The following is a 21,481-nucleotide window of genomic DNA, read 5'->3' as shown; positions in this document are numbered from 1 at the left end:
GACGAATATAAATATTAAAGGCAGGTGATTAGAATGTTAGGTAAATGGCAAGCATACAAGAAGTACATTATCGGTGTAGTGGCCATAGTCGCGGCGATAGTGATCTTTTTCTTCACCCAAAATCAAGAGGAAGTCGTTCCTTCCACACCAGTTGTTGCAAAAGAAGAAGCCACAAAAAACGATGCAAAAGAGCAGGAAGTGGTGTCTACAAAGATGTTAATTGTTGATGTGAAAGGTGCGGTTAATAAACCAGGCGTGTATGAACTAGCACCAGATAGTCGAGTAAAGGACGCGATTATAAAAGCAGGTGGATTATCCGTAGAGGCAGATGTGAAACTCCTAAACATGGCGCAAAAAGTCACTGATGAAATGGTTGTTTACGCTGGAAAGGCTGGTGAAGAAGGGATGGTACCAGTCGTCACAAATGGCTCAGAAACTGCAAGTGTAGACCATGCCAAAGTCAATATTAATACAGCTGATGTAGCAACTTTGCAGACTATTCCTGGAATTGGGGCTACGAAGGCCCAAGCTATCATTGACTATCGTGAAAAAGAGGGCTTATTTACAACAAATGCTGACCTTTCCAAAGTCTCGGGTATCGGAGCTAAAACAGTAGAGCGATTAAGTGAACATATTACAGTGGAGTAATAAGCTATTGACGAAGCGAATTCGAAAAGCATATACTAAAAGCATCAATTTCTTAAAGGAGCGACAAATATGCAAAGAATAGCTTGGGATCAATTCTTTTTGGCGCAAAGCCATCTAATATCTTCTAGGAGTACATGTACACGACTTATGGTTGGGGCTACAATTGTTCGAGATAAACGTATTATTGCAGGCGGATATAATGGCTCCATAGCTGGGGGAGACCATTGCGATGAGGAAGGATGTTATGTTGTAGAAGGACATTGCATACGTACAATTCATGCTGAAATGAATGCTATTTTGCAATGCGCGAAATTTGGTGCCTCAACGGATAATGCAGAAATGTATGTTACGCATTTTCCGTGTATAGCATGTTGTAAATCAATTATTCAAGCAGGTATTAAAGCGGTGTATTACGCAAAAGATTATAAAAATCATCCGTATGCCATTGAACTTTTTGAACGCGCTAATGTTATTATCAAGAAGGTACCTTTTGATGAGCATGTTCTGAACAATACTGCCCAAATCGAGCAAACAGTTATCCAAACTGTGCAAGAAGTATTGCAACAAGAAACAATACCCGCAGAAACTATTGCTCGTCTAGAGGATAAATTGCGACAACAGTTTTTAAAATAAAGTGGGGTGAGGACTATAGAGCGTCTAGCATTGACGATTGCTGTAGCCATTATTCTCGCTGTAATGTGTGTCCTTATCTCAATGAAGATCTTTCTGTTACTAGGTGTTTTACTGGTTCTTGCGTTTCTGTTTAAATCAACGAAGTCAGTCGCATTTTTCAGTCTGACTCTTGTAGCAGGAGTTTTTTTTCTGGTTCTTTGATAATCAAAATCACTCACAGTTTCAGGTAGGTGGTCTAGAAGGAGCTGTTACGTTAAACGAGGGAATTGTTGTTGATGGGAACACTTTTCGGGCGCAAGTTTTGTATCAAGGAGAACGGTTCCAGATGAGTTACAAGCTTACTAGCGAACAAGAGCAGAAACAATTTATGCGATTAAACTATGGAGATAAATTAAATGTGAATGGCGAATTAGAAATACCCGGAAAAAATCGCAATAAAGATCAATTTAATTATCAAGATTTTCTATATCGGAAGCAAATACATTGGTTGTTAAAGGTCAATGCTATCGAGCCCCTATCTGAGAACGATGCTTCGTGGCTGCATAGAATAAAGAATTTTCGGAAATCGCAATTAGAGAAAATAGATACAGAACTAGATTCTCAAATAGCGCCATATGTAGCATCATTGATTTATGGAGACCGAACGACTATAGAAAGTTCAGTTTACGAAAGTTATCAGCGTCTAGGAGTCGTTCATTTACTAGCCATTTCGGGATTACATGTAAATTTGATTATTGCCGGTTTTCTATTATTGTTTAGGCGCCTGGGCTTTCAAATCGAAAAGACTGCAATAATCATGATAACCATGTTACCATTGTATTGTTTAATGACAGGAGCCAATGCGCCAGTTGTTCGAGCTGTGATTATGGCAATATGTTTGACGGGAGGAAGATTATTACCGATACGTGTGACATCTCTTCAAGCGCTATGTTTTAGTTTTGTTGTTGTGTTTGTATTTAATCCTTATGCTATCCTAGAAATCGGTTTTCAACTATCTTATGCGGTTTCATTCGCGATTATTCTATCTGGTCGAAAAATCTTACGGAAAGTTTCTTCTAATCTACTAAGTGCCCTTTATATTTCCCTCATTTCCACCATTTCGGGAATTGCCATCATGAGCTATCACTTCTATGAATTTTCTGTTGTAGGTGTTTTTTTTTAACATTATATATGTACCGTTATTCACTTTTATAATGTTACCGCTTAGTTTCTTAACCATCTTCCTTTTGAACCTATTACCCGCTTTGCTGTCCATCCCTTCGGTTGTTATGAAAATGGCTGTAAACATGTCGGAAGCGCTCGCCCTCATGCTACAAAAAATGCCGTTTACAACCTGGGTAACTGGTCGCCCCGGCCCCATTTTATTAATAAGTCTACTGATACTAGTTCTCTATTTTTTCTATTACTGGGAGAGAACAGGAAAAGTATGTCGCTATTTAATTCCAATCTGTCTATGTCTGTTTATAGGGACCGTTAACCTTAGTGGGAAAGTATCTATAATTGATGTAGGACAAGGTGATAGTATTCTTATTCAGTTGCCATGGAATAAGGGGGTCTATGTGATTGATGTCGGTGGGCAAATTTTTTTGGAAAAAGAGGAATGGAAAAAGCGTAAGGAGCCATTTTCTGTGGGCAAAAATATCGTTACACCTGTTTTGAAAGCTAAGGGGATTTCACAGATAGATAAATTGATTGTGACGCATAGTCATGCAGACCATATGGAGGGACTTGTCGATGTAAATAAAATGATTCGCATTAAAGAACTTATTTATGCAGAAGGTGGCGAAACAAAAGATATTATGAAAAAAGCACTACAAGCTCTTTCGAATGTGCCAACCAGAGCGGTACTAGCGGGCTACAGCTGGGTGAAAGGCGATGCTACCTTTCAAGTTATTAGTCCAGTTGAAAGGGGGGAGGGTCAGAATAATGACTCTATTGTCATCTCTGCTTTATTAGATGGGAAAAGGTGGCTATTCACAGGAGATATTGAGAAAGAGACGGAACTAGCCTTACTTGAAAATCCACTTATAGAAGCCGACATTTTAAAAGTTGGACATCATGGCAGTAAAAGCTCTACAACCCAAGATTTTGTTGATAAAGTAAAACCCGCAATATCTCTTATTTCATGTGGTGTTGGCAATCGTTTTGGACACCCTCGAAAAGAAACGTTAGACACGCTTGAATCAGCAGGAAGCCAGATTTATCGCACGGATCAGCGAGGCGAAATAATCTATACTTTCTCAAAAGGGTTTTCCTTTGGTTTAGAATGACCTTTTCCACTTGCACAAAGCCTTGTCATGATTTACGATAGGAGAGAGACGTGGAAAGGAGAGGGCTATTCATGATTTCAGAATGGAAAAAGATAGAGAAGAAAGAATTTGCACCAATTTATCTAATTATAGGGACAGAGGATTATATTATAAATGAAACAAAGAAGCGCCTAGTTGCAGGTGTTTTAGGTGAGGAAGATACTGATTTCAATTACGCTAATTTTGATTTAGATGAAACGGCAATTGAACAAGTTGTGGAAGAAGCAGAAACAATTCCTTTCTTTGGTGATCGTCGTTTAATTATTGCTTCCAACCCATCCTTTCTAACAACAGAGAAGACAAAAAGTAAAATGGAGCATCGAACGACGCGTTTAGAGGATTATTTGAAAGAGCCGGTGGAATATTCCATCTTAGTTTTTATTGCTCACGTAGATAAATTAGATGAGCGTAAAAAATTGACTAAATTGATAAAAAAGCAGGCAACGATAATCGATGCGAAAAGGCCAAACGAGGCAGAGATGCAAAAGTGGCTTCAAGCGATAAGCAATTTTAACGAATTCAAAATGGATAATTCTGCGACCGATAGGCTTATAGAGCTAACGGGTGGGCAACTAACGACCGCTATGAATGAGTTGGATAAATTAATGCTCTATAAACTAGAGGAGCGCGTTATTCTTTCATCAGATATAGAAAGTCTTGTAGTCAGGTCGCTTGAGCAAAATATTTTCTTGTTGCTGGACAAGATGATTGCTTTAGATGTTAGCGGTGCGTTAAGTATTTACTATGATTTGTTGAAGCAAAAAGAAGAGCCAATAAAAAATTTTGGCACTTATTGCAAGCCAGTTCCGATTGCTGACTCAGATTAAATTGTTAGAAAAGCAAGGATTTAGTCAACAGCAAGTAGCTCAGAAATTAAAAGTACATCCATTCAGAGTCAAGCTAGGGGCGAGACAAGCTAAAAGTTTTGCTTATCATGAGTTAACAGCAATTCTGGAAAGGCTGGCGCAAATGGATTTTGAAATGAAGACAGGTTATGGGGATAAGGCGCAGAAATTGGAATGGTTTTTATTCTCTTTGCAAGATCAGAGAAAGGTGCAAAAGTTGTAAGGGGTTAAGGTGAGGAGGTTGGTTGTGGTGGTATAGGGAGTTACTGCACACTTTGTTCTCGCTTAATGGTTGGAGCTCACTTCAATTTCGAATAGCCGTAACAAAAAAACATCGCACATTAAGTGCGATGTTTTGCGATTAAGAATCGTATTATTTAGCTAATTTTTTAGCTAAGCGAGATTTATTGCGAGCTGCATTGTTTTTATGAATTAGACCTTTGCTTACCGCGCTATCTAATTTTTTTACTAGCTTCAACATATAGTTCTTTCGCGTTGTCTGCATTGTTTTCTGCAGCTTGTTCGAATTTTTTTAACAGCTGTACGCATTGCAGTACGTTGAGATGTGTTACGGCTATTGCGAGTGTCAGTTGTTTTTACACGTTTGATTGCTGATTTAATATTTGGCATTTCATTCACCTCCGCCCAAAATTATGAGGTAGTATCTATTATATACCATACCTTCAAATTTACACTAGAACAAATGCTATTATACCTAAACACAGCGCATATTGCAATATTACTTTACTAATTTATTTATTTTTTAACGAAAAAAGTTGGAAGTGATTGAAAATAGCGAGCTCTACTGATATAATCTATCTTAGCTTACCATCGTTTTAATAAGATGAGTTCGAATTCGGGAGCTGGAGAAATGAAGAAGGAAGAAATGCTAGAAAGACAGAAGAAAATAAGAAATTTTTCGATAATAGCGCATATTGACCACGGTAAATCAACGCTTGCCGATCGTATTCTTGAAATGACGAATGCACTGACGCATCGTGAAATGAAGGCGCAATTGCTCGATTCGATGGATTTAGAGCGTGAGCGTGGCATCACTATTAAGTTGAATGCGGTGGAATTATCGTATACTGCCAAAGATGGCGAAACATATATTTTTCACTTGATTGATACGCCGGGACATGTCGATTTTACGTATGAGGTTTCGCGTAGTTTGGCAGCTTGTGAGGGTGCGATTTTGGTTGTGGATGCAGCGCAAGGGATTGAAGCCCAAACACTTGCCAATGTTTACTTGGCGCTAGATAATGATTTGGAAATTATGCCCGTTATTAATAAAATTGATTTGCCAGCTGCGGAGCCGGAGCGTGTTCGGTCGGAGATTGAGGATGTTATTGGTTTAGATGCATCGGATGCAGTACTTGCTTCTGCGAAATCTGGAATTGGGATTGAAGATATTCTGGAACAAGTAGTTTCGAAAATTCCTGCGCCGACTGGTGATGTGGATGCACCGCTAAAGGCGCTCATCTTTGACTCCGTTTTTGATGCATATCGTGGTGTTATTGCCAATATTCGTATTATGGAAGGAACGGTGAAGGCGGGAGATAAGATTCGCATGATGGCTAATGGTCGTGAATTTGAAGTGACGGAGGTTGGTGTGTTTACGCCGAAATCGACACCGCGCGATCAGTTAATGGTTGGAGACGTTGGTTATTTAACCGCTGCAATAAAAAAAACGTAAGCGATACGAGTGTTGGGGATACTATCACACTTGCGAATAATCCAGCGGCAGAAGCTTTACCAGGATATCGTAAATTGAATCCAATGGTTTATTGTGGGTTATATCCAATCGATTCCGCGAAATATAATGATTTGCGTGATGCGCTTGAGAAGCTAGAGTTAAATGATTCCGCGCTTCAATATGAGGCTGAGACGTCCCAAGCGCTTGGATTTGGCTTCCGCTGTGGGTTCCTCGGCTTGCTTCATATGGAAATTATTCAAGAACGCATCGAACGTGAATTTAATATTGACTTAATCACAACAGCGCCGAGTGTTATTTACCATGTGAATTTAACAGATGGTACTATGGTAGTTGTGGATAACCCTGCTGAGATGCCTGAACAGGGTGTAATTGATTCCGTTGAAGAGCCGTATGTAAAAGCAACAATTATGGTGCCAAACGATTACGTCGGTGCAGTCATGGAACTTGCACAAAATAAGCGTGGTAACTTTATGACAATGGAATATTTAGATGATATCCGTGTGAGTGTTATTTATGAAATGCCACTTTCAGAAATTGTTTATGACTTTTTCGATCAATTGAAATCAGGCACGAAAGGCTATGCTTCATTTGATTACGAACTAATTGGTTACCGTGAGTCGAAACTTGTGAAAATGGATATTGTGTTGAATAACGAGAAAGTTGATGCGCTTAGTTTTATTGTCCATCGTGACTTCTCTTATGAACGTGGAAAAATTATCGTTGAAAAACTAAAAGAATTGATTCCAAGACAGCAATTTGAAGTACCGATTCAGGCGGCAATCAGTACAAAAATTGTTGCGCGCTCAACAATCAAAGCACTTCGTAAAAACGTTTTAGCTAAGTGTTATGGTGGGGATGTGTCGCGAAAAAGAAAGCTGTTAGAGAAGCAAAAAGAAGGTAAGAAACGTATGAAATCCATTGGTTCTGTTGAAGTGCCACAAGAAGCTTTCATGGCCATCTTAAAAATGGATGATAAATAAAGGGTTAGTGAAAAAGCGACTTTATCTTGTTCTTGGTGAACGGAGAAGCTCGCTTTTTCTCCTTAAGGAAATGAGTGTATGAGAGATGACTGCGATTTATATTCACATCCCATTTTGCGAACATATTTGTTACTATTGCGATTTTAATAAGGTTTTTCTAGAAGGTCAACCGGTCGATAAATATGTTGATTTGCTGATTAAAGAGATGGAAATGGTGACTGAAAAGCAGGTTATGAAGCCGGTAGAGACGATTTTTGTTGGTGGGGGAACACCGACGACTTTGACAGAAGCACAGTTGACAAGGCTTTGCTCGGCTGTTCAGAGGCTGTTTCCAATCGCTAAAGAGGCTGAATTTAGTTTTGAAGCTAATCCTGGAGACCTGTCAGTAAGTAAGTTGCAGGTGATGAAAGACCATGGTGTGAACCGTTTGAGTATGGGGGTCCAAAGCTTTAATAATGAGTTATTGAAAAAAATTGGGCGTATTCATACGGTGGATGATGTGTATCAGTCCGTAAATAATGCGAAACAGGTCGGTTTTGAGAATGTAAGTATTGATCTTATTTTCAGTTTACCCGGCCAGACGGAGGCGGATTTTGAGGATACATTAACAAAAGCGTTAAATCTTGATTTGCCACATTACTCTGCGTATTCGCTTATCATTGAGCCAAAGACAATTTTTTATAATTTAATGCAAAAAGGGAAATTGCTGCTTCCAGGGGAAGATGCAGAGGCAAACATGTATGAAATGTTGATGAGTACGATGGAAAAGCATGGTCGTAGGCAGTATGAAATCAGCAATTTTGCTAAGCCAGGCTTTGAAAGCAGACACAATATTGTTTATTGGAGCAATGAGCATTATTTTGGCTTCGGTGCTGGGGCGCATGGTTATGTTGGTGAAACACGTTACGCAAATTATGGCCCACTGAAAAAATACATGCAACCGCTTGAAAAGAATGAGCTACCGATTTTTCAGCAAAAAGAGCTGACATTAAAGGAAAAGATGGAAGAAGAGATGTTCCTTGGTTTGAGAAAAGTGGTGGGTGTTGATAAAGCCCAATTTCAAGCTAAGTTTGGACAGCCTCTCGACACGACTTTTGCACGTGCAATTGAGAAAACAACTGAAAAAGGTTGGTTGGAATCTACGCAAGGAAGCATTCGGCTTACACGGCGTGGACGTTTTTTAGGGAATAATGTTTTTCAGGAATTTTTATAAAGACATTCGATTTCAGCTAATTACTACTTTAGTCTGAAATCGAGTGTTTTTTGTTGACAGCAGACGGTCAGAGTGGTAAATTTATAATTGTATTTAGCACTTAAACCTATCGAGTGCTAAAAAGAGGTGATAGATATGTTAACCGAGAGGCAATTGCTAATCTTTCGTGCCATTATCGACCATTTCATCGAGACTGTGCAGCCAGTTGGATCTAAGAATCTACTAAAGGAAAACAACTTGTCATTTAGCTCAGCCACGATTCGTAATGAGATGAGCGTGCTAGAGGAATATGGATTTATTGAAAAGACACATTCTTCATCAGGCCGGATTCCTTCTGAGAAGGGTTACCGTTTTTATGTGGATTATTTACTTGAGCCACAGAAACTGAAGAAGCAGGATATTATGTCTGTTCAATCGCTTTTTTCCGAGACTTACTTTGAAGTGGAGCAACTTATTCAAAAATCTGCGTTGATGTTGTCAGATTTGACGAATTATACTTCGATTTTACTTGGCCCGGCTTCTAAACAAAACCGATTGAGTGGTTTCCGTTTTGTACCAATTAATAGAAACCAAGCGATGCTAATTCTGATTACGGATCAAGGCCACATTGATAATCATGTCGTGACGATTCCAGAAACGATGACGCCGAGTGATATGGAGCGGGTTGTCAATATTTTAAATGAGCGCTTGGTGGGTATTCCGATTGATCAAATGAACGCGATGATTCCAGCAGAGGTATCTGATTTACTTCGTAGCAATATGGTCAATCACGAGTTAATGTTGTCGATTTTGAAAGATTCCTTCCAGCAGATTAGTAAGGAGAAAGTGTATTTTGGTGGCAAAACGAACATTTTGAATCAACCAGAATTTCATGATTTTGCCAAAGTTCGCGAATTGCTGCGGTTGATGGATCAGGAGAAGGACGTTTACCAGCTTTTCTCTGATATCCCTCAAGGCCTTCATGTTAAAATTGGTACCGAGATTAATAACCATTTGATGGAAGATTGTAGTATCATTACTGCGACATACAGCATTGCCAATGAACATGTGGGAGGTATTGTCCTCCTTGGCCCGACACGGATGGAATACGACCGCATGATGGGCTTGGTTGATTTAGTAAGTCGGGATTTAACAACCGTATTAACAAAGCTTTATCATGATAATCAAAAATAGAAGAGGTGACAAACGTGTCTGAACAAAAAAAACAAAAAAAGAAAAAAGTTGAGCAAGAAATCGAAAAAGAAGCTACTGAGGAATTGAACATCGTAGAAGAGGAGATGGAAGCTCACAATGAGCAAGTAGAGATTGAGTTAACTGAAAATGAGAAGCGTTTGCTTGAATTAGAAGAGAAATTAGCCGTATCTGAGGATCGTTATTTGCGTCTGCAAGCCGATTTTGAAAATGTGAAAAAACGCAATATTGCTGAACGTGCCGCGACTCAAAAGTATCGTTCGCAAACAATAGCGGAAGAACTTTTGCCAGCGCTCGATGCTTTCCAAAAAGCGCTTGATACGCAAAGTGATTCAGAGCAAATGGAAGCACTTTTGACGGGCATGAAAATGGTTTATAGTCAAATCAAAGTAGCGCTAGAAAAGGAAGGCATTGAAGAAATTCCTGCATTGGGTGAGCAATTTGATCCGAATTTCCATCAAGCAGTGATGCAAGACAGCGATGATTCGAAAGAAAGTAATGAAATCACGATGGAATTGCAAAAAGGATACAAGCTGAAAGACCGTGTTATCCGTCCATCGATGGTAAAAGTGAACCAATAAAACAAGAATCCAGACGTTTTCACGTGACTGGTAACAATAGGAGGAAATAAATTATGAGTAAAATTATCGGTATTGACTTAGGAACTACTAACTCAGCAGTAGCAGTATTAGAAGGTGGAGAAGCGAAAATTATTCCAAATCCAGAAGGCGCGCGTACAACACCATCTGTTGTCGGTTTTAAAAACGGTGAGCGTCAAGTTGGGGAAGTTGCGAAACGTGCAGCGATTACAAATCCGAATACAGTAGCATCAATTAAACGCCACATGGGTACGGATTACAAAGAAACAGTAGAAGGCAAAGATTACTCACCACAAGAAATCAGCGCTATCATTCTGCAATATTTAAAAGGTTACGCAGAAGACTATCTTGGTGAAACAGTTGATAAAGCGGTTATTACAGTCCCAGCTTATTTCAACGATGCACAGCGTCAAGCAACAAAAGATGCTGGTAAAATTGCCGGTCTTGAAGTAGAGCGTATTATTAACGAACCTACTGCAGCAGCACTTGCTTATGGTATGGATAAAATTGAAAAAGACCAAACAATCCTCGTTTTTGACTTAGGTGGCGGGACGTTTTGACGTTTCTATTCTAGAGCTTGGTGATGGCGTATTTGAAGTTCATTCCACTGCTGGTGATAACTTGTTGGGTGGGGATGATTTTGACCAAAAAATTATCGATTTCTTAGTTGCTGAATTTAAACGCGACAACGGTATTGATCTTTCGCAAGATAAAATGGCGTTACAACGTTTGAAAGATGCTGCTGAAAAAGCGAAAAAAGATCTTTCTGGTGTTACTAGTACACAAATTTCACTACCATTTATCACAGCTGGCGAAGCTGGACCACTTCATTTGGAAGTAACGCTTACTCGTGCTAAATTTGACGAATTAACTCATGATTTAGTAGATCGTACTATCGCTCCAACACGTCAAGCTTTGAAAGATGCTGGACTTTCTGCTAAAGATATCGATGAAGTTATTTTAGTTGGTGGCTCGACTCGTATCCCAGCAGTTCAAGAAGCAATCAAAAAAGAATTAGGCAAAGAGCCACATAAAGGTGTAAACCCAGATGAAGTTGTAGCGATGGGTGCTGCAATTCAAGGTGGTGTAATCACTGGTGATGTGAAAGATGTAGTACTTCTAGACGTAACGCCACTTTCACTAGGAATTGAAACAATGGGTGGTGTGATGACTCCACTTATCGAGCGTAATACAACGATTCCAACTTCGAAATCACAAACGTTCTCAACAGCGGCTGATAACCAGCCAGCAGTAGATATTCACGTATTGCAAGGTGAGCGTCCGATGTCTAAAGATAACAAAACACTTGGTCGTTTCCAATTAACGGACTTACCACCAGCACCACGTGGAATTCCGCAAATCGAAGTTTCTTTTGATATTGATAAAAATGGTATCGTAACAGTTCGTGCGAAAGACCTTGGAACTGGTAAGGAGCAAAACATTGTTATCAAATCTTCATCAGGTTTAACAGAGGAAGAGATTGAAAAAATGGTGAAAGACGCAGAACTAAATGCGGAAGAAGATAAGAAAAACAAAGAAAACGCAGAACTTCGTAACAATGCCGATCAATTAGTATTTACTGTTGACAAAACATTGAAAGAGCTAGAAGGTAAAGTAGACGAAGAAGAAGTGAAAAAAGCAGAAGCTGCTCGTGATGAGTTATCAGAGGCGCTTAAAGGTGAAGACTTTGACGTAATTAAAGAGAAAACAGAAGCATTAAACGAAATTGTTCAAGCTCTTTCCATGAAATTGTACGAGCAAGCAGCGGCGGAACAACAAGCGGCCCAAGGTGAAAATCCTGAAGCTGGTGCAGCGAATGACGATGTTGTAGACGCAGAATTTGAAGAAGTAAACGATGACAATCAAGAGAAAAAATAAAGATTTACTTGCGGGAAGGGAGTCAAAGTCTAACTGGCTTTGGCTTTTTCTCGATTTTTACAAGAAATCACAGTTTTACTTCGCTAAAACATGTGTTACAATACGTTAAGAGAAATACGAGAGAACAAGGAGTGAGACGCAAAAAATGGCAAAACGTGATTATTATGAAGTGCTTGGCGTTTCCAAAGGCGCCTCGGCTGATGAGATAAAAAAAAGCATATCGTAAACTATCGAAGCAATATCATCCGGATATTAACAAAGATGCTGGCGCTGATGAGAAATTCAAAGAAATATCTGAAGCATATGAGATTTTAAGTGATGAATCAAAACGAGCGCAATATGACCAATACGGACATGTCGATCCAAATCAAGGTTTTGGAGGTGGCGGTTCTTACGGAGGCGGCGGTTTTGGCGGTCAAGGCTTTGGAGGATTTGAAGATATTTTTGATACATTCTTCGGAGGTGGCGGTTCGTCTCGTCAAGATCCTAATGCACCGCGTCAAGGTAGTGATATGCAGTATACGATGCGTTTGAAATTTAAAGAAGCGATTTTTGGTAAAGAAGCTGAAATCGAAATTCCACGTGAAGAAAGTTGTGATACGTGTGATGGAAGTGGCGCAAAACCAGGAACGCACCCAGAAAAATGTTCGCATTGTGGTGGTAAAGGCTCAATTAATGTGGAGCAAAACACACCATTTGGCCGTATTGTAAACAAGCGTACATGTCAATACTGTAATGGAACTGGTAAAGAAATTAAGGAGAAATGTGATACGTGTCATGGTTCAGGCCGTGTAACGAAAACGAAAAAAAATCAAACTTAAAGTACCTGCTGGTGTCGATGATGGACAACAAATGCGCGTTGCTGGTGAAGGTGAAGGCGGTGTAAACGGCGGACCAAACGGTGATTTATATGTTGTTTTTGTTGTCGCACGCGATGAATTCTTTGAACGCGAAGGTACCGATATTTACGTCGAAGTTCCATTAACATTTGTTCAGGCGGCTCTCGGTGATGAAGTTGATGTTCCGACAGTTCACGGTAAAATTCGTTTAAAAATCCCTGCTGGCACACAAACTGGCACGACATTCCGCCTACGTAATAAGGGTGTTCCGCATCTTCGTGGTAATGGGACAGGCGATCAGCACGTTGTTGTTAAAGTTATCGTTCCGAAAAAATTGGATGAGAAACAAAAAGATATATTGCGTGAATTCGCGACAACAACTGGTGATAAAGTGGATGAAAATAGTGAAGGCTTCTTCGATAAAATGAAGCGGGCTTTTAAAGGTTAATAAAATAGTGAAAAGGGCTCAAGTATTGCATTTCTAGTCATACTGAGCCTTCTTTCTTGAAATGAGGCGAAAAAATGAAGTGGTCAGAAATTGAGATTCATTCTATAAATGAGGCGGTAGAGCCGATTACATATGCTTTAAACGATTCAGGAGCGAGCGGTGTATCGATTGAGGATTCGGCCGATTTAACACGCGAGCATGAAGATCGCTTTGGCGAAATTTATGATTTGCAAGTAGCAGATTATCCAGCAGAAGGCGTTATTATTAAGGCCTATTTTTTAACGACAGATGATTTTTTAGAGATGGTACCGGCGATTGAGGCGCGGATTCGTGGTTTAGTGGAATTTGATATTCCGTTAGGGGATTTGACTTTTCAGGTCAATGAGGTGAATGACGAAGAGTGGGCGACTGCGTGGAAGAAATACTATCATCCGGTCAAAATAACGGATCGGATTACGGTTGTGCCGACTTGGGAAGATTATACGCCAGAAAACGAGAATGAAATGATTATTGAGCTTGATCCTGGGATGGCATTCGGAACGGGAACACATCCAACGACGCAGCTGTGCGTGCAGGCGCTTGAAAAAATCGTCAAGCCCGGTGATGAAGTGATTGACGTTGGTACAGGGTCAGGAGTGCTTAGTATAGCTAGTGCAAAACTTGGTGCGAAAAGCGTTTTGGCGACAGATTTAGATGAAGTGGCAGTTCGTGCAGCTCGAGAAAATATTGCGCAAAATCATTGCGAAGATATCGTGACAATTCAGCAAAACGACTTACTAAAAGGCATTAATCAAAAAGCGGATATCGTTGTGGCTAATATTTTAGCGGAAGTCATTTTGATGTTTCCAAAAGATGTGTATGCTACGCTCAAACCAAATGGCATTTTTATCGCGTCAGGAATTATTGAACCAAAACGAGAAGTGGTGAAAGAAGCGTTGATCGAAGCTGGATTGACAGTGTATCATGTAGAGCAAATTACAGATTGGGTAGCCATTTACGCCAAGCGAGGTGAATAAAACGATGCAGCGATATTTTATTGACGAAATAAAGGGTGATACGGTACTTATAACGGATGATCATTTCCATCATATTGTTCGTGTGATGCGCATGAAGCTGGATGACCAAGTGTATCTTGTGACCCCAGATGAGCGTACGGCGATTGCTGGAATTAGTGAACTTGGAGAGGACTTTGTTCGTTTGACGGTTTTATCATGGAAGAGTGAATCTACAGAACTTCCTATCAATATCACGATTGCGAGTGGCCTACCAAAAGGGGATAAACTAGAGCTAATTACCCAAAAAGGAACAGAGCTTGGCGCGAAACATTTTTTATCGTTTCCTGCTAAACGTTCGATTTCCAAGTGGGACGCTAAAAAAGCGAAGAAAAAAGTAGAGCGCTTGGATAAAATTGCTTTGGAAGCTGCAGAGCAATCGCATCGTAGTTTTGTGCCAAATTTTCAACATTTGGATTCTTTTCAAGCGCTAATACAGACAATTCCCAATTATGATTATGTCATCGTTGCTTATGAGGAGAGTGCCAAAGAGGGGGAGGCTACTGCTTTAGCTACACTTTTTAAACAGGTGAGACATGGGGAATCGTTGCTTGCCATTTTTGGCCCAGAGGGTGGATTCTCGGTGGGGGAGATTGAGCAATTGGAATCAAATAAGGCGCTCAAAGTAGGTCTAGGACCGCGAATTCTGCGTACAGAAACAGCACCATTTTATTTTCTGGCGGCGGCTTCTTTCGCGTTTGAACTTTCTTGAAATGGGTATAGGAGAATAAATCGCCGACTGTTCTGAAAATAAATTCGTGAAAGTTAGCGATTTCATATTGACTCGCCCAGTGGATTAGTTTATAATTTTTAGTGAGTGAATGCAAATAGTATGTGCATTACTTTGGAATCATTCACAGGCTAGTCTTGTGCGAGGTTTCCAAATAGCTTAGGGCATCCTTGTCCATTTAAGTGTCGGAGGGAGGGAAAGAGAGATGTCAAAAACAGTAGTTCGTAAAAACGAATCGCTTGAAGATGCTCTTCGTCGCTTTAAACGTACTGTTTCCAAAACAGGTACAATGCAAGAAGTTAGAAAGCGCGAATTTTATGAAAAACCAAGCGTAAAACGTAAAAAGAAATCAGAAGCAGCTAGAAAACGCAAATTCTAATCGAAGGGACGAAATCAAGCATGAGTCTCCTTGACCAACTGAATGAGGATATGAAACAAGCGATGCGTGCGAAAGAGAAAGAAAAACTTTCCGTTATCCGCATGTTAAAGGCGGCTTTGCAAAATGAAGCTATTCGTCTAGGGACAGATGACATATCGCCTGAGGACGAAGTTACCATTCTTTCACGTGAAATGAAGCAACGTCGTGATTCTTTAGCTGAATTCAAAAAGGCAGATAGAGCTGACCTTGTTGAGAAGCTGGAAGATGAAATGGTGATTGTGCAAAGTTATTTGCCGAAGCAACTTTCCGAGGAAGAAGTCGCTGAAATTGTAAAGGTTACGATCGAAGAAGTTGGTGCTTCATCCCAAGCTGATTTCGGTAAGGTGATGGCCGCTGTAATGCCGAAACTAAAAGGCAAAACAGATGGAAATGTCGTTAACAAATTCGTGAAACAATATCTTTCATAAACAAAATCAAAAGAGTCAGCTTGCTGGCTCTTTTTTTGCTGGGAAGGACCGTTCACAACTTTTCGGCTGAGGCTGGCATTTGGTATTTATCTTCCCAATAATATCAAACTACATAACCACGTTGAATAATACCAAAATCCTGCGCTTTCGTGTATAATATAAACACACGAACTTAATTTTAGAGTGAAGGGGTTATTTGGATGCCAGCAGATCATGAGAATATAAAAATGGATTTAGCGGAAGGTTTTGACGCTAGAGAACTGTTTGGGAATAACGATGCACATATTGCTTTAATTGAAGACGCGTTCGAATTGCAGATTATCACTCGCGGGGAATCGATAACGTTGCAAGGAACAGAGATAAATGAGGTGCACGGGGCTGCGGTTTTAGAAGCATTAATTAGTGTCATTTTAAAAGATATCCATGTAGACGAAAGGGACGTTACACAAGCGATAAAAATGGAACAAAACGGGACAGTTGAATATTTTGCTAGTCTCTATGACGAAGAAATTACGGTCAATGCAAAAGGCAAGATGATTCGCCCAAAAACATTTGGACAGCGTAAATATGTGCGTACGATTGATAAATATGATGTTGTATTTGGAATTGGACCGGCGGGTACAGGGAAAACTTATTTGGCGGTCGTGAAGGCTGTTGCAGCTTGGAAAAAGGGCACAGTCAATAAGATTATTTTAACACGTCCTGCTGTAGAAGCTGGAGAAAGCTTAGGTTTCTTACCAGGCGATTTGAAAGAGAAGGTAGATCCTTATCTGCGTCCAGTATACGACGCTTTGTATGACATTTTCGGTGTGGAGCATACGACGAGATTGATGGATCGTGGTGTGATTGAGATTGCGCCACTTGCCTATATGCGTGGTCGGACGCTGGATAATGCGTTTGTTATTTTGGATGAGGCGCAAAATACGACAGTGGCGCAAATGAAGATGTTTTTAACACGTCTTGGTTTTGAGTCTAAGATGATTGTAAATGGCGATACAACGCAAATAGATTTACCAAAAGGTGCAACGAGTGGACTTGTAAACGCGGAGACAGTTTTACGGGATGTCAAAAATATTGGTTTTGTTTATTTTGAGCATTTTGATGTAGTGCGTCATCCACTCGTTGCTGAAATTATTAAAGCGTATGAAGGTAAGTTGAAGTAAGTGGTTAAGGCCACAAGGAAATGAGGGTACATATGAAACCTACGAAAAAATGGATGGATTGGTATTACAAAACAGGGAAAAAGTATGTAACACCAGTTATTTTAATCGTCTTTTTCATTGTTGCCTTCGTGCTTATTTGCCAAATGGTGAAACCGGAATCATATAATGTGAAATTATTTGAAGTGGCGCAGAAAACGATTCGTTCGCCACAGACGATTGAGGATACGCAAAAAACAGCGGAAGAGCAAGCGAAGGCTGCAGCTGCTGTGGAAGATGTGTATGTTTTCAATCGTGAAACAGCGCAAAATAGGGAGTCTCTTGTTCGTTCTCTATTTGCCTACGTTACCGAGGTGAACCGGGAAGCGGCATTAAACGATGCAAAAAATGATAAAATGACCTCGATTGATCAGAAACTGGATTCTTTGAAGGGAAAGCTATCAAAAAATGTGTCGGAGGATATAACAGAAGGTGTTAATGCAGCAATGCTAACAATACTTATCCAGATGAACGTGAAGGATTTACAGCAGGTTGAGAAGGAAGTTGTTAGTGCTCTTGATGTCGCAATGGGACAAAGCGTGCGTAAAGATAATATGACTGATATTAAAGTTAGCGCGCGTGACACGATTGAATTGTCTAATCTTCCTGCAAATTATAAAGGTGTTGCTAAAACAATTCTTTCTTATGCGATTGTACCCAATGAAGTGTACAATGCTGCACAGACGGAAGATCGTCGTAAGGAAGCTTCTGCCAATGTAATTCCTGTTAAAATTTTACAAGGTCAAGTTGTTGTACAAGAAGGACAGATTATTGATCGGGAAATTTACCGTCAATTGGCATTGCTGCATTTGTTGGATCAAAAAATGCCGATTAAGCAGTACGCAGGATTTGGATTACTACTGCTATCGCTAGGTATCATGCTTTATTTCTTCACAAACAAGCAGAAAAACCTAAATAAAGCACGGAAAAATCAGTATGCACTTGTATTTTCATCAGTGTATATTGCTATTTTACTGATGTTGATGATTATTCGCTTTCTAGAAGGCGCTGACATTAGTAATATTTCGTTTTTATTTCCAGCTGCATTTGGACCGATGATTATCAAGATTCTGCTCAATGAAAAATTTGCCTTTATGATGACAATTTTTACTTCGGTAACCAGTTTCTTTGTTTTTCAAAGTGATGCGACAGCCGCTGTGAATGTTACGGTTTCAACGTTTATTTTGCTCAGTGGACTGGCGAGCATTGTCGTTTTACGGGATTATAGTCGTCGCTCTGCGATTTTATTGTCGGGCTTCATAGTTGGACTGGCGAACATGGCTTTTGTTTTCTTGCTTTTATTGATTAGTAATACAGGGCTACTAACGCTTGCATTTTGGATTCCAGTTGGCTACGCTTTTTTAGGTGGGATTGGATCATTTGTGCTTGGAATTGGCGTGATTCCAATTTTTGAGACGGTGTTTGGAATACTTACGACAAGTCGGCTAGTAGAGCTTGCGAACCCGAATCATCCATTACTAAAGAAAATTATGATGAAAGCGCCTGGAACCTATCATCATAGCTTGATGGTGGCCAATCTTGCGGAATCCTGTACAGATGCGATTGGTGGCAATAGTTTACTCGTGCGAGTAGGTTGTTTTTATCATGATATTGGTAAAACAATCAGGCCTCCATACTTTGTGGAGAATCAGTTACATGGGATTAATCCGCACGACCGATTGACGCCAGAGCAGAGTCGCGATATTATTCTTGCACATACGACGGATGGTGCGGCGATTTTACGAGATAATCATTTTCCGCAGCCGATTATTGACATTGCGTTGGAGCATCATGGGACGACGCTTGTAAAGTATTTCTATTACAAGGCAAAAGAGAAAAATCCAGACGTATCTGAAGCTGATTTCCGCTATTCAGGACCGAAACCACAGACGAAAGAAATAGCGATCATCAATATCTCTGATAGTGTTGAGGCTGCTGTTCGTTCTTGTGACGCACCGACGAAGGAAAAAATTAAAGCGATTGTAGATAATATTATTGATGATAGGATGCAAGATAAGCAATTTGTAGCGTGTGATATTACATTTCAAGAGATAGAAACGATTCGTGCGACGCTTTGTGCAACACTTAATGGTATTTATCATCAACGAATTCAATATCCTGATGATAAGTAAGGAGGGGAAGTTAATGATTTTAGAGCTAGATTTAATAGATGAAACAGAAAAGTTGGAGCGAGCTGCCCTTGATTTGGTAGAAGGTTTGCTACAGTTTGCTGCAAAAAAAACTTGATATTCAAGAAGGTAGCGAGTTAGCAGTTACATTCGTTGATAATGCACGGATTCGGGAGATTAATCGTGACTACCGTGATAAAGACCAACCGACTGACGTTATTTCATTTGCGTTAGAAGAGATGGGCGATGGCGAAACAGAGATTGCTTGGGATGAAGATATGGAGGCGCCACGCATTTTGGGAGATATCATTATTTCCACGGAGAGAGCGCTAGAGCAAGCGGACGAGTACGGGCATGGATTCGACCGTGAACTTGGTTTTTTGGCGTTACATGGACTGCTTCACCTTCTAGGTTATGATCATATGGAACCTGAGGATGAAGATGTGATGTTTTCATTACAAAGAGAAGTGTTGACGGCTTATGGACTCGAAAGATAAAATCAAAGTTAAGAGCAACCGACGCTTCAGAAAATCATTTACCCATGCCGTTACGGGTGTTAAAACAGCCATTTTAGAAGAACGTCATATGCGTGTCCACATTGCTGCTGGAATGATTGTTATTATGTGTGGTGTTTTTTTCAGAGTAACAAAGATAGAGTGGCTATTTTTGATTTTTTCTATTTTTAATGTATTGACATTTGAGATGATTAATACAGCGATTGAGCGTGCGGTGGATGTCGCGACAGAAGATTTTCATCCATATGCAAAAAAAGCGAAAGATGTTGCAGCTGGAGCGGTTTTATTGGCTTCGATTTGCTCAGCGATTATTGGTCTTTTAATTTTTGTACCAAAAATATTTTAAAGGAGTTTTTTAGATGAAAGAGAATAACTTAATTGACCTAGCGAAACAGGTGCGCGAAAATGCCTATGTGCCGTATTCCAAATTTAAAGTAGGTGCTGCTTTGGTGACGACCAATGATGAGGTCGTGCTTGGCTGTAATGTCGAGAATGCTTCTTATGGTTTGACGAATTGCGCAGAGAGAACGGCAATTTTTAAAGCTGTTTCAGAAGGAAAGCATGACTTTAAAAAACTAGTGATTGTGGCGGATACAGAAGGACCGGTAGCTCCATGTGGCGCTTGCCGTCAAGTAATTAGCGAATTCTGTGCACCAGAAATGCCAGTAGTTTTAACAAATATGAAAGGCGATACTGTGGAAGTAACTGTTGGTGAATTACTGCCAGGCGCCTTTACACCGGGGGATCTTAAAAAATGAGTGATGTTTTCAAATCAGGTTTTGTGGCGATTGTAGGTCGCCCAAACGTAGGTAAATCGACTTTATTAAACCAAATCATCGGGCAAAAAGTCGCGATTATGAGTGATAAAGCTCAAACAACGCGTAATAAAATTCAAGGTGTGTATACAACGAATGATGCACAAGTGGTGTTCATTGATACGCCAGGAATCCACAAACCAAAGCATAAACTTGGTGATTTTATGGTGAAAGTGGCGTTAAATACGTTCCGTGAAGTAGACATGATTTTCTTTGTGATTGATGCGGATGCAGGATATGGTCGTGGTGATGAGTTCATCATTGAGAAATTGAAGCGAGTAGAGGAGACACCAGTTTTCTTATTGATTAATAAAATTGATTTGGTAGAACCAGAGGCGTTACTTGATTTGATTGCAAAATATAGTGAATTGCTTGATTTTGAGGAGATTATTCCGATTTCGGCGCTTCAAGGAAATAATTTGGGTACGTTACTTGAGGAGACGACGAAACATTTGAATGAAGGTCCAATGTATTATCCTGCTGACCAAGTAACAGACCACCCAGAGCGGTTCATCATTTCGGAATTGATTCGTGAGCAAGTATTGAAGTTCACGCATGAAGAAGTACCTCATTCTGTTGCCGTGGTGATTGAAGGAATTGAAGTAAATCCTGAGACGCATAAGCTACACATTATGGCCCAAATTGTCGTGGAACGGAGCACACAAAAAGGTATTTTGATTGGTAAACAGGGCCAAATGCTAAAACAAATCGGCATGCGCGCGCGTAAGGAAATTGAACTTTTGCTAGGTTCAAAGGTATATTTAGAAATTTGGGTGAAAGTACAAAAAGGTTGGCGTGATAAGGAACATTTCTTGAATGACTACGGCTTTGATCATGACGAATATTAATAGACGCAAAAACAGAACCGACTGAGCAAAAGTCCGTTCTGTTTTTT

16 protein-coding genes and 6 pseudogenes are annotated in these 21,481 nt (G+C 40.0%); 21 read left to right on the top strand and 1 reads right to left on the bottom strand.

Annotated features, from left to right (window positions below; all coding sequences use genetic code 11):
• Window positions 1–33: 33 nt before the first annotated feature.
• The 5 genes and pseudogenes from PROCOU_RS01685 (at window position 34) to holA (ending at window position 4,658) form a co-directional block, all read left to right on the top strand.
• On the top strand, window positions 34–648 hold the full coding sequence (locus PROCOU_RS01685; protein WP_036069255.1) for a helix-hairpin-helix domain-containing protein: 615 nt from the start codon (window positions 34–36) through the stop codon (window positions 646–648).
• A 69-nt stretch (window positions 649–717) separates the two neighbouring features.
• Complete coding sequence (locus tag PROCOU_RS01680; RefSeq protein ID WP_036069252.1) at window positions 718–1,281, top strand: ComE operon protein 2; 564 nt, start codon at window positions 718–720, stop codon at window positions 1,279–1,281.
• A 325-nt stretch (window positions 1,282–1,606) separates the two neighbouring features.
• Complete coding sequence (locus tag PROCOU_RS16265; protein WP_051994088.1) at window positions 1,607–2,443, top strand: ComEC/Rec2 family competence protein; 837 nt, start codon at window positions 1,607–1,609, stop codon at window positions 2,441–2,443.
• A 31-nt stretch (window positions 2,444–2,474) separates the two neighbouring features.
• A complete protein-coding gene (locus PROCOU_RS16970; protein ID WP_244266206.1) occupies window positions 2,475–3,551 on the top strand; it encodes a ComEC/Rec2 family competence protein in 1,077 nt (358 codons plus the stop codon).
• Between the two features lie 71 nt (window positions 3,552–3,622).
• Window positions 3,623–4,658: pseudogene (gene holA / locus PROCOU_RS01670) on the top strand (DNA polymerase III subunit delta).
• 150 nt (window positions 4,659–4,808) lie between these two features.
• On the opposite strand, the pseudogene rpsT reads toward holA, so the two are convergent.
• Window positions 4,809–5,065: pseudogene (gene rpsT / locus PROCOU_RS01665) on the bottom strand (30S ribosomal protein S20).
• A gap of 241 nt (window positions 5,066–5,306) precedes the next feature.
• Here rpsT and lepA point away from each other — a divergent pair.
• From lepA to era, 16 genes and pseudogenes are all read left to right on the top strand, one after another.
• Window positions 5,307–7,132 (top strand): annotated as a pseudogene (gene lepA, locus PROCOU_RS01660) (translation elongation factor 4).
• 85 nt (window positions 7,133–7,217) lie between these two features.
• Entirely contained in the window at window positions 7,218–8,345 is a 1,128-nt protein-coding gene (gene hemW, locus PROCOU_RS01655; protein ID WP_036069251.1) for a radical SAM family heme chaperone HemW, read from the top strand.
• A 135-nt stretch (window positions 8,346–8,480) separates the two neighbouring features.
• Window positions 8,481–9,518, top strand: coding sequence for a heat-inducible transcriptional repressor HrcA (gene hrcA, locus PROCOU_RS01650; protein ID WP_036069249.1), 1,038 nt, complete (start codon window positions 8,481–8,483; stop codon window positions 9,516–9,518).
• Between the two features lie 14 nt (window positions 9,519–9,532).
• A complete protein-coding gene (grpE, locus tag PROCOU_RS01645; RefSeq protein ID WP_036069247.1) occupies window positions 9,533–10,117 on the top strand; it encodes a nucleotide exchange factor GrpE in 585 nt (194 codons plus the stop codon).
• Window positions 10,118–10,170: 53 nt separating this feature from the next.
• Window positions 10,171–12,013: pseudogene (gene dnaK, locus PROCOU_RS01640) on the top strand (molecular chaperone DnaK).
• A 145-nt stretch (window positions 12,014–12,158) separates the two neighbouring features.
• Window positions 12,159–13,300, top strand: a pseudogene (gene dnaJ, locus PROCOU_RS01635) (molecular chaperone DnaJ).
• Between the two features lie 74 nt (window positions 13,301–13,374).
• Window positions 13,375–14,316 (top strand): 50S ribosomal protein L11 methyltransferase, encoded by a 942-nt coding sequence (prmA, locus tag PROCOU_RS01630; protein WP_036069246.1) that lies wholly within the window; start codon window positions 13,375–13,377, stop codon window positions 14,314–14,316.
• 4 nt (window positions 14,317–14,320) lie between these two features.
• Window positions 14,321–15,064 (top strand): 16S rRNA (uracil(1498)-N(3))-methyltransferase, encoded by a 744-nt coding sequence (locus tag PROCOU_RS01625; protein ID WP_036069245.1) that lies wholly within the window; start codon window positions 14,321–14,323, stop codon window positions 15,062–15,064.
• A 223-nt stretch (window positions 15,065–15,287) separates the two neighbouring features.
• Window positions 15,288–15,461, top strand: a complete 174-nt coding sequence (rpsU, locus tag PROCOU_RS01620; RefSeq protein WP_036061859.1) for a 30S ribosomal protein S21 — start codon at window positions 15,288–15,290, stop codon at window positions 15,459–15,461.
• Between the two features lie 20 nt (window positions 15,462–15,481).
• On the top strand, window positions 15,482–15,928 hold the full coding sequence (locus PROCOU_RS01615; RefSeq protein ID WP_036069244.1) for a GatB/YqeY domain-containing protein: 447 nt from the start codon (window positions 15,482–15,484) through the stop codon (window positions 15,926–15,928).
• Between the two features lie 227 nt (window positions 15,929–16,155).
• Window positions 16,156–17,091, top strand: a complete 936-nt coding sequence (locus tag PROCOU_RS01610) for a PhoH family protein (RefSeq protein ID WP_376700382.1) — start codon at window positions 16,156–16,158, stop codon at window positions 17,089–17,091.
• A 32-nt stretch (window positions 17,092–17,123) separates the two neighbouring features.
• Complete coding sequence (locus tag PROCOU_RS01605; protein ID WP_036069242.1) at window positions 17,124–19,259, top strand: HD family phosphohydrolase; 2,136 nt, start codon at window positions 17,124–17,126, stop codon at window positions 19,257–19,259.
• Between the two features lie 13 nt (window positions 19,260–19,272).
• A pseudogene (gene ybeY, locus PROCOU_RS01600) lies at window positions 19,273–19,753 on the top strand (rRNA maturation RNase YbeY).
• Window positions 19,737–20,117 (top strand): diacylglycerol kinase family protein, encoded by a 381-nt coding sequence (locus tag PROCOU_RS01595; RefSeq protein ID WP_036069241.1) that lies wholly within the window; start codon window positions 19,737–19,739, stop codon window positions 20,115–20,117. The pseudogene ybeY and the gene PROCOU_RS01595 overlap by 17 nt, the downstream one beginning before the upstream one ends.
• Before the next feature lie 13 nt (window positions 20,118–20,130).
• Complete coding sequence (locus PROCOU_RS01590; protein ID WP_036069240.1) at window positions 20,131–20,529, top strand: cytidine deaminase; 399 nt, start codon at window positions 20,131–20,133, stop codon at window positions 20,527–20,529.
• A complete protein-coding gene (era, locus tag PROCOU_RS01585) occupies window positions 20,526–21,434 on the top strand; it encodes a GTPase Era (protein ID WP_036069239.1) in 909 nt (302 codons plus the stop codon). The genes PROCOU_RS01590 and era overlap by 4 nt, the downstream gene beginning before the upstream one ends.
• The last annotated feature ends 47 nt before the right edge of the window (window positions 21,435–21,481 follow it).

The organism is Listeria rocourtiae FSL F6-920, from assembly GCF_000525975.1.
Taxonomy (GTDB): domain Bacteria; phylum Bacillota; class Bacilli; order Lactobacillales; family Listeriaceae; genus Listeria_A; species Listeria_A rocourtiae.
The sequence above is the reverse complement of the archived record's forward strand: the minus strand, read 5'-3'. Positions and strand labels throughout refer to the sequence as shown.

Coding starts and splice junctions, on each gene's coding strand:
- PROCOU_RS01685 (WP_036069255.1), top strand. CDS start 34: ATGTTAGGTAAATGGCAAGCATACAAGAAGTACATTATCGGTGTAGTG.
- PROCOU_RS16265 (WP_051994088.1), top strand. CDS start 1,607: ATGAGTTACAAGCTTACTAGCGAACAAGAGCAGAAACAATTTATGCGA.
- PROCOU_RS01595 (WP_036069241.1), top strand. CDS start 19,737: ATGGACTCGAAAGATAAAATCAAAGTTAAGAGCAACCGACGCTTCAGA.
- PROCOU_RS01590 (WP_036069240.1), top strand. CDS start 20,131: ATGAAAGAGAATAACTTAATTGACCTAGCGAAACAGGTGCGCGAAAAT.
- PROCOU_RS01610 (WP_376700382.1), top strand. CDS start 16,156: ATGGATTTAGCGGAAGGTTTTGACGCTAGAGAACTGTTTGGGAATAAC.
- PROCOU_RS16970 (WP_244266206.1), top strand. CDS start 2,475: ATGTTACCGCTTAGTTTCTTAACCATCTTCCTTTTGAACCTATTACCC.
- PROCOU_RS01605 (WP_036069242.1), top strand. CDS start 17,124: ATGAAACCTACGAAAAAATGGATGGATTGGTATTACAAAACAGGGAAA.
- rpsU (WP_036061859.1), top strand. CDS start 15,288: ATGTCAAAAACAGTAGTTCGTAAAAACGAATCGCTTGAAGATGCTCTT.
- era (WP_036069239.1), top strand. CDS start 20,526: ATGAGTGATGTTTTCAAATCAGGTTTTGTGGCGATTGTAGGTCGCCCA.
- hrcA (WP_036069249.1), top strand. CDS start 8,481: ATGTTAACCGAGAGGCAATTGCTAATCTTTCGTGCCATTATCGACCAT.
- prmA (WP_036069246.1), top strand. CDS start 13,375: ATGAAGTGGTCAGAAATTGAGATTCATTCTATAAATGAGGCGGTAGAG.
- PROCOU_RS01680 (WP_036069252.1), top strand. CDS start 718: ATGCAAAGAATAGCTTGGGATCAATTCTTTTTGGCGCAAAGCCATCTA.
- hemW (WP_036069251.1), top strand. CDS start 7,218: ATGACTGCGATTTATATTCACATCCCATTTTGCGAACATATTTGTTAC.
- PROCOU_RS01625 (WP_036069245.1), top strand. CDS start 14,321: ATGCAGCGATATTTTATTGACGAAATAAAGGGTGATACGGTACTTATA.
- PROCOU_RS01615 (WP_036069244.1), top strand. CDS start 15,482: ATGAGTCTCCTTGACCAACTGAATGAGGATATGAAACAAGCGATGCGT.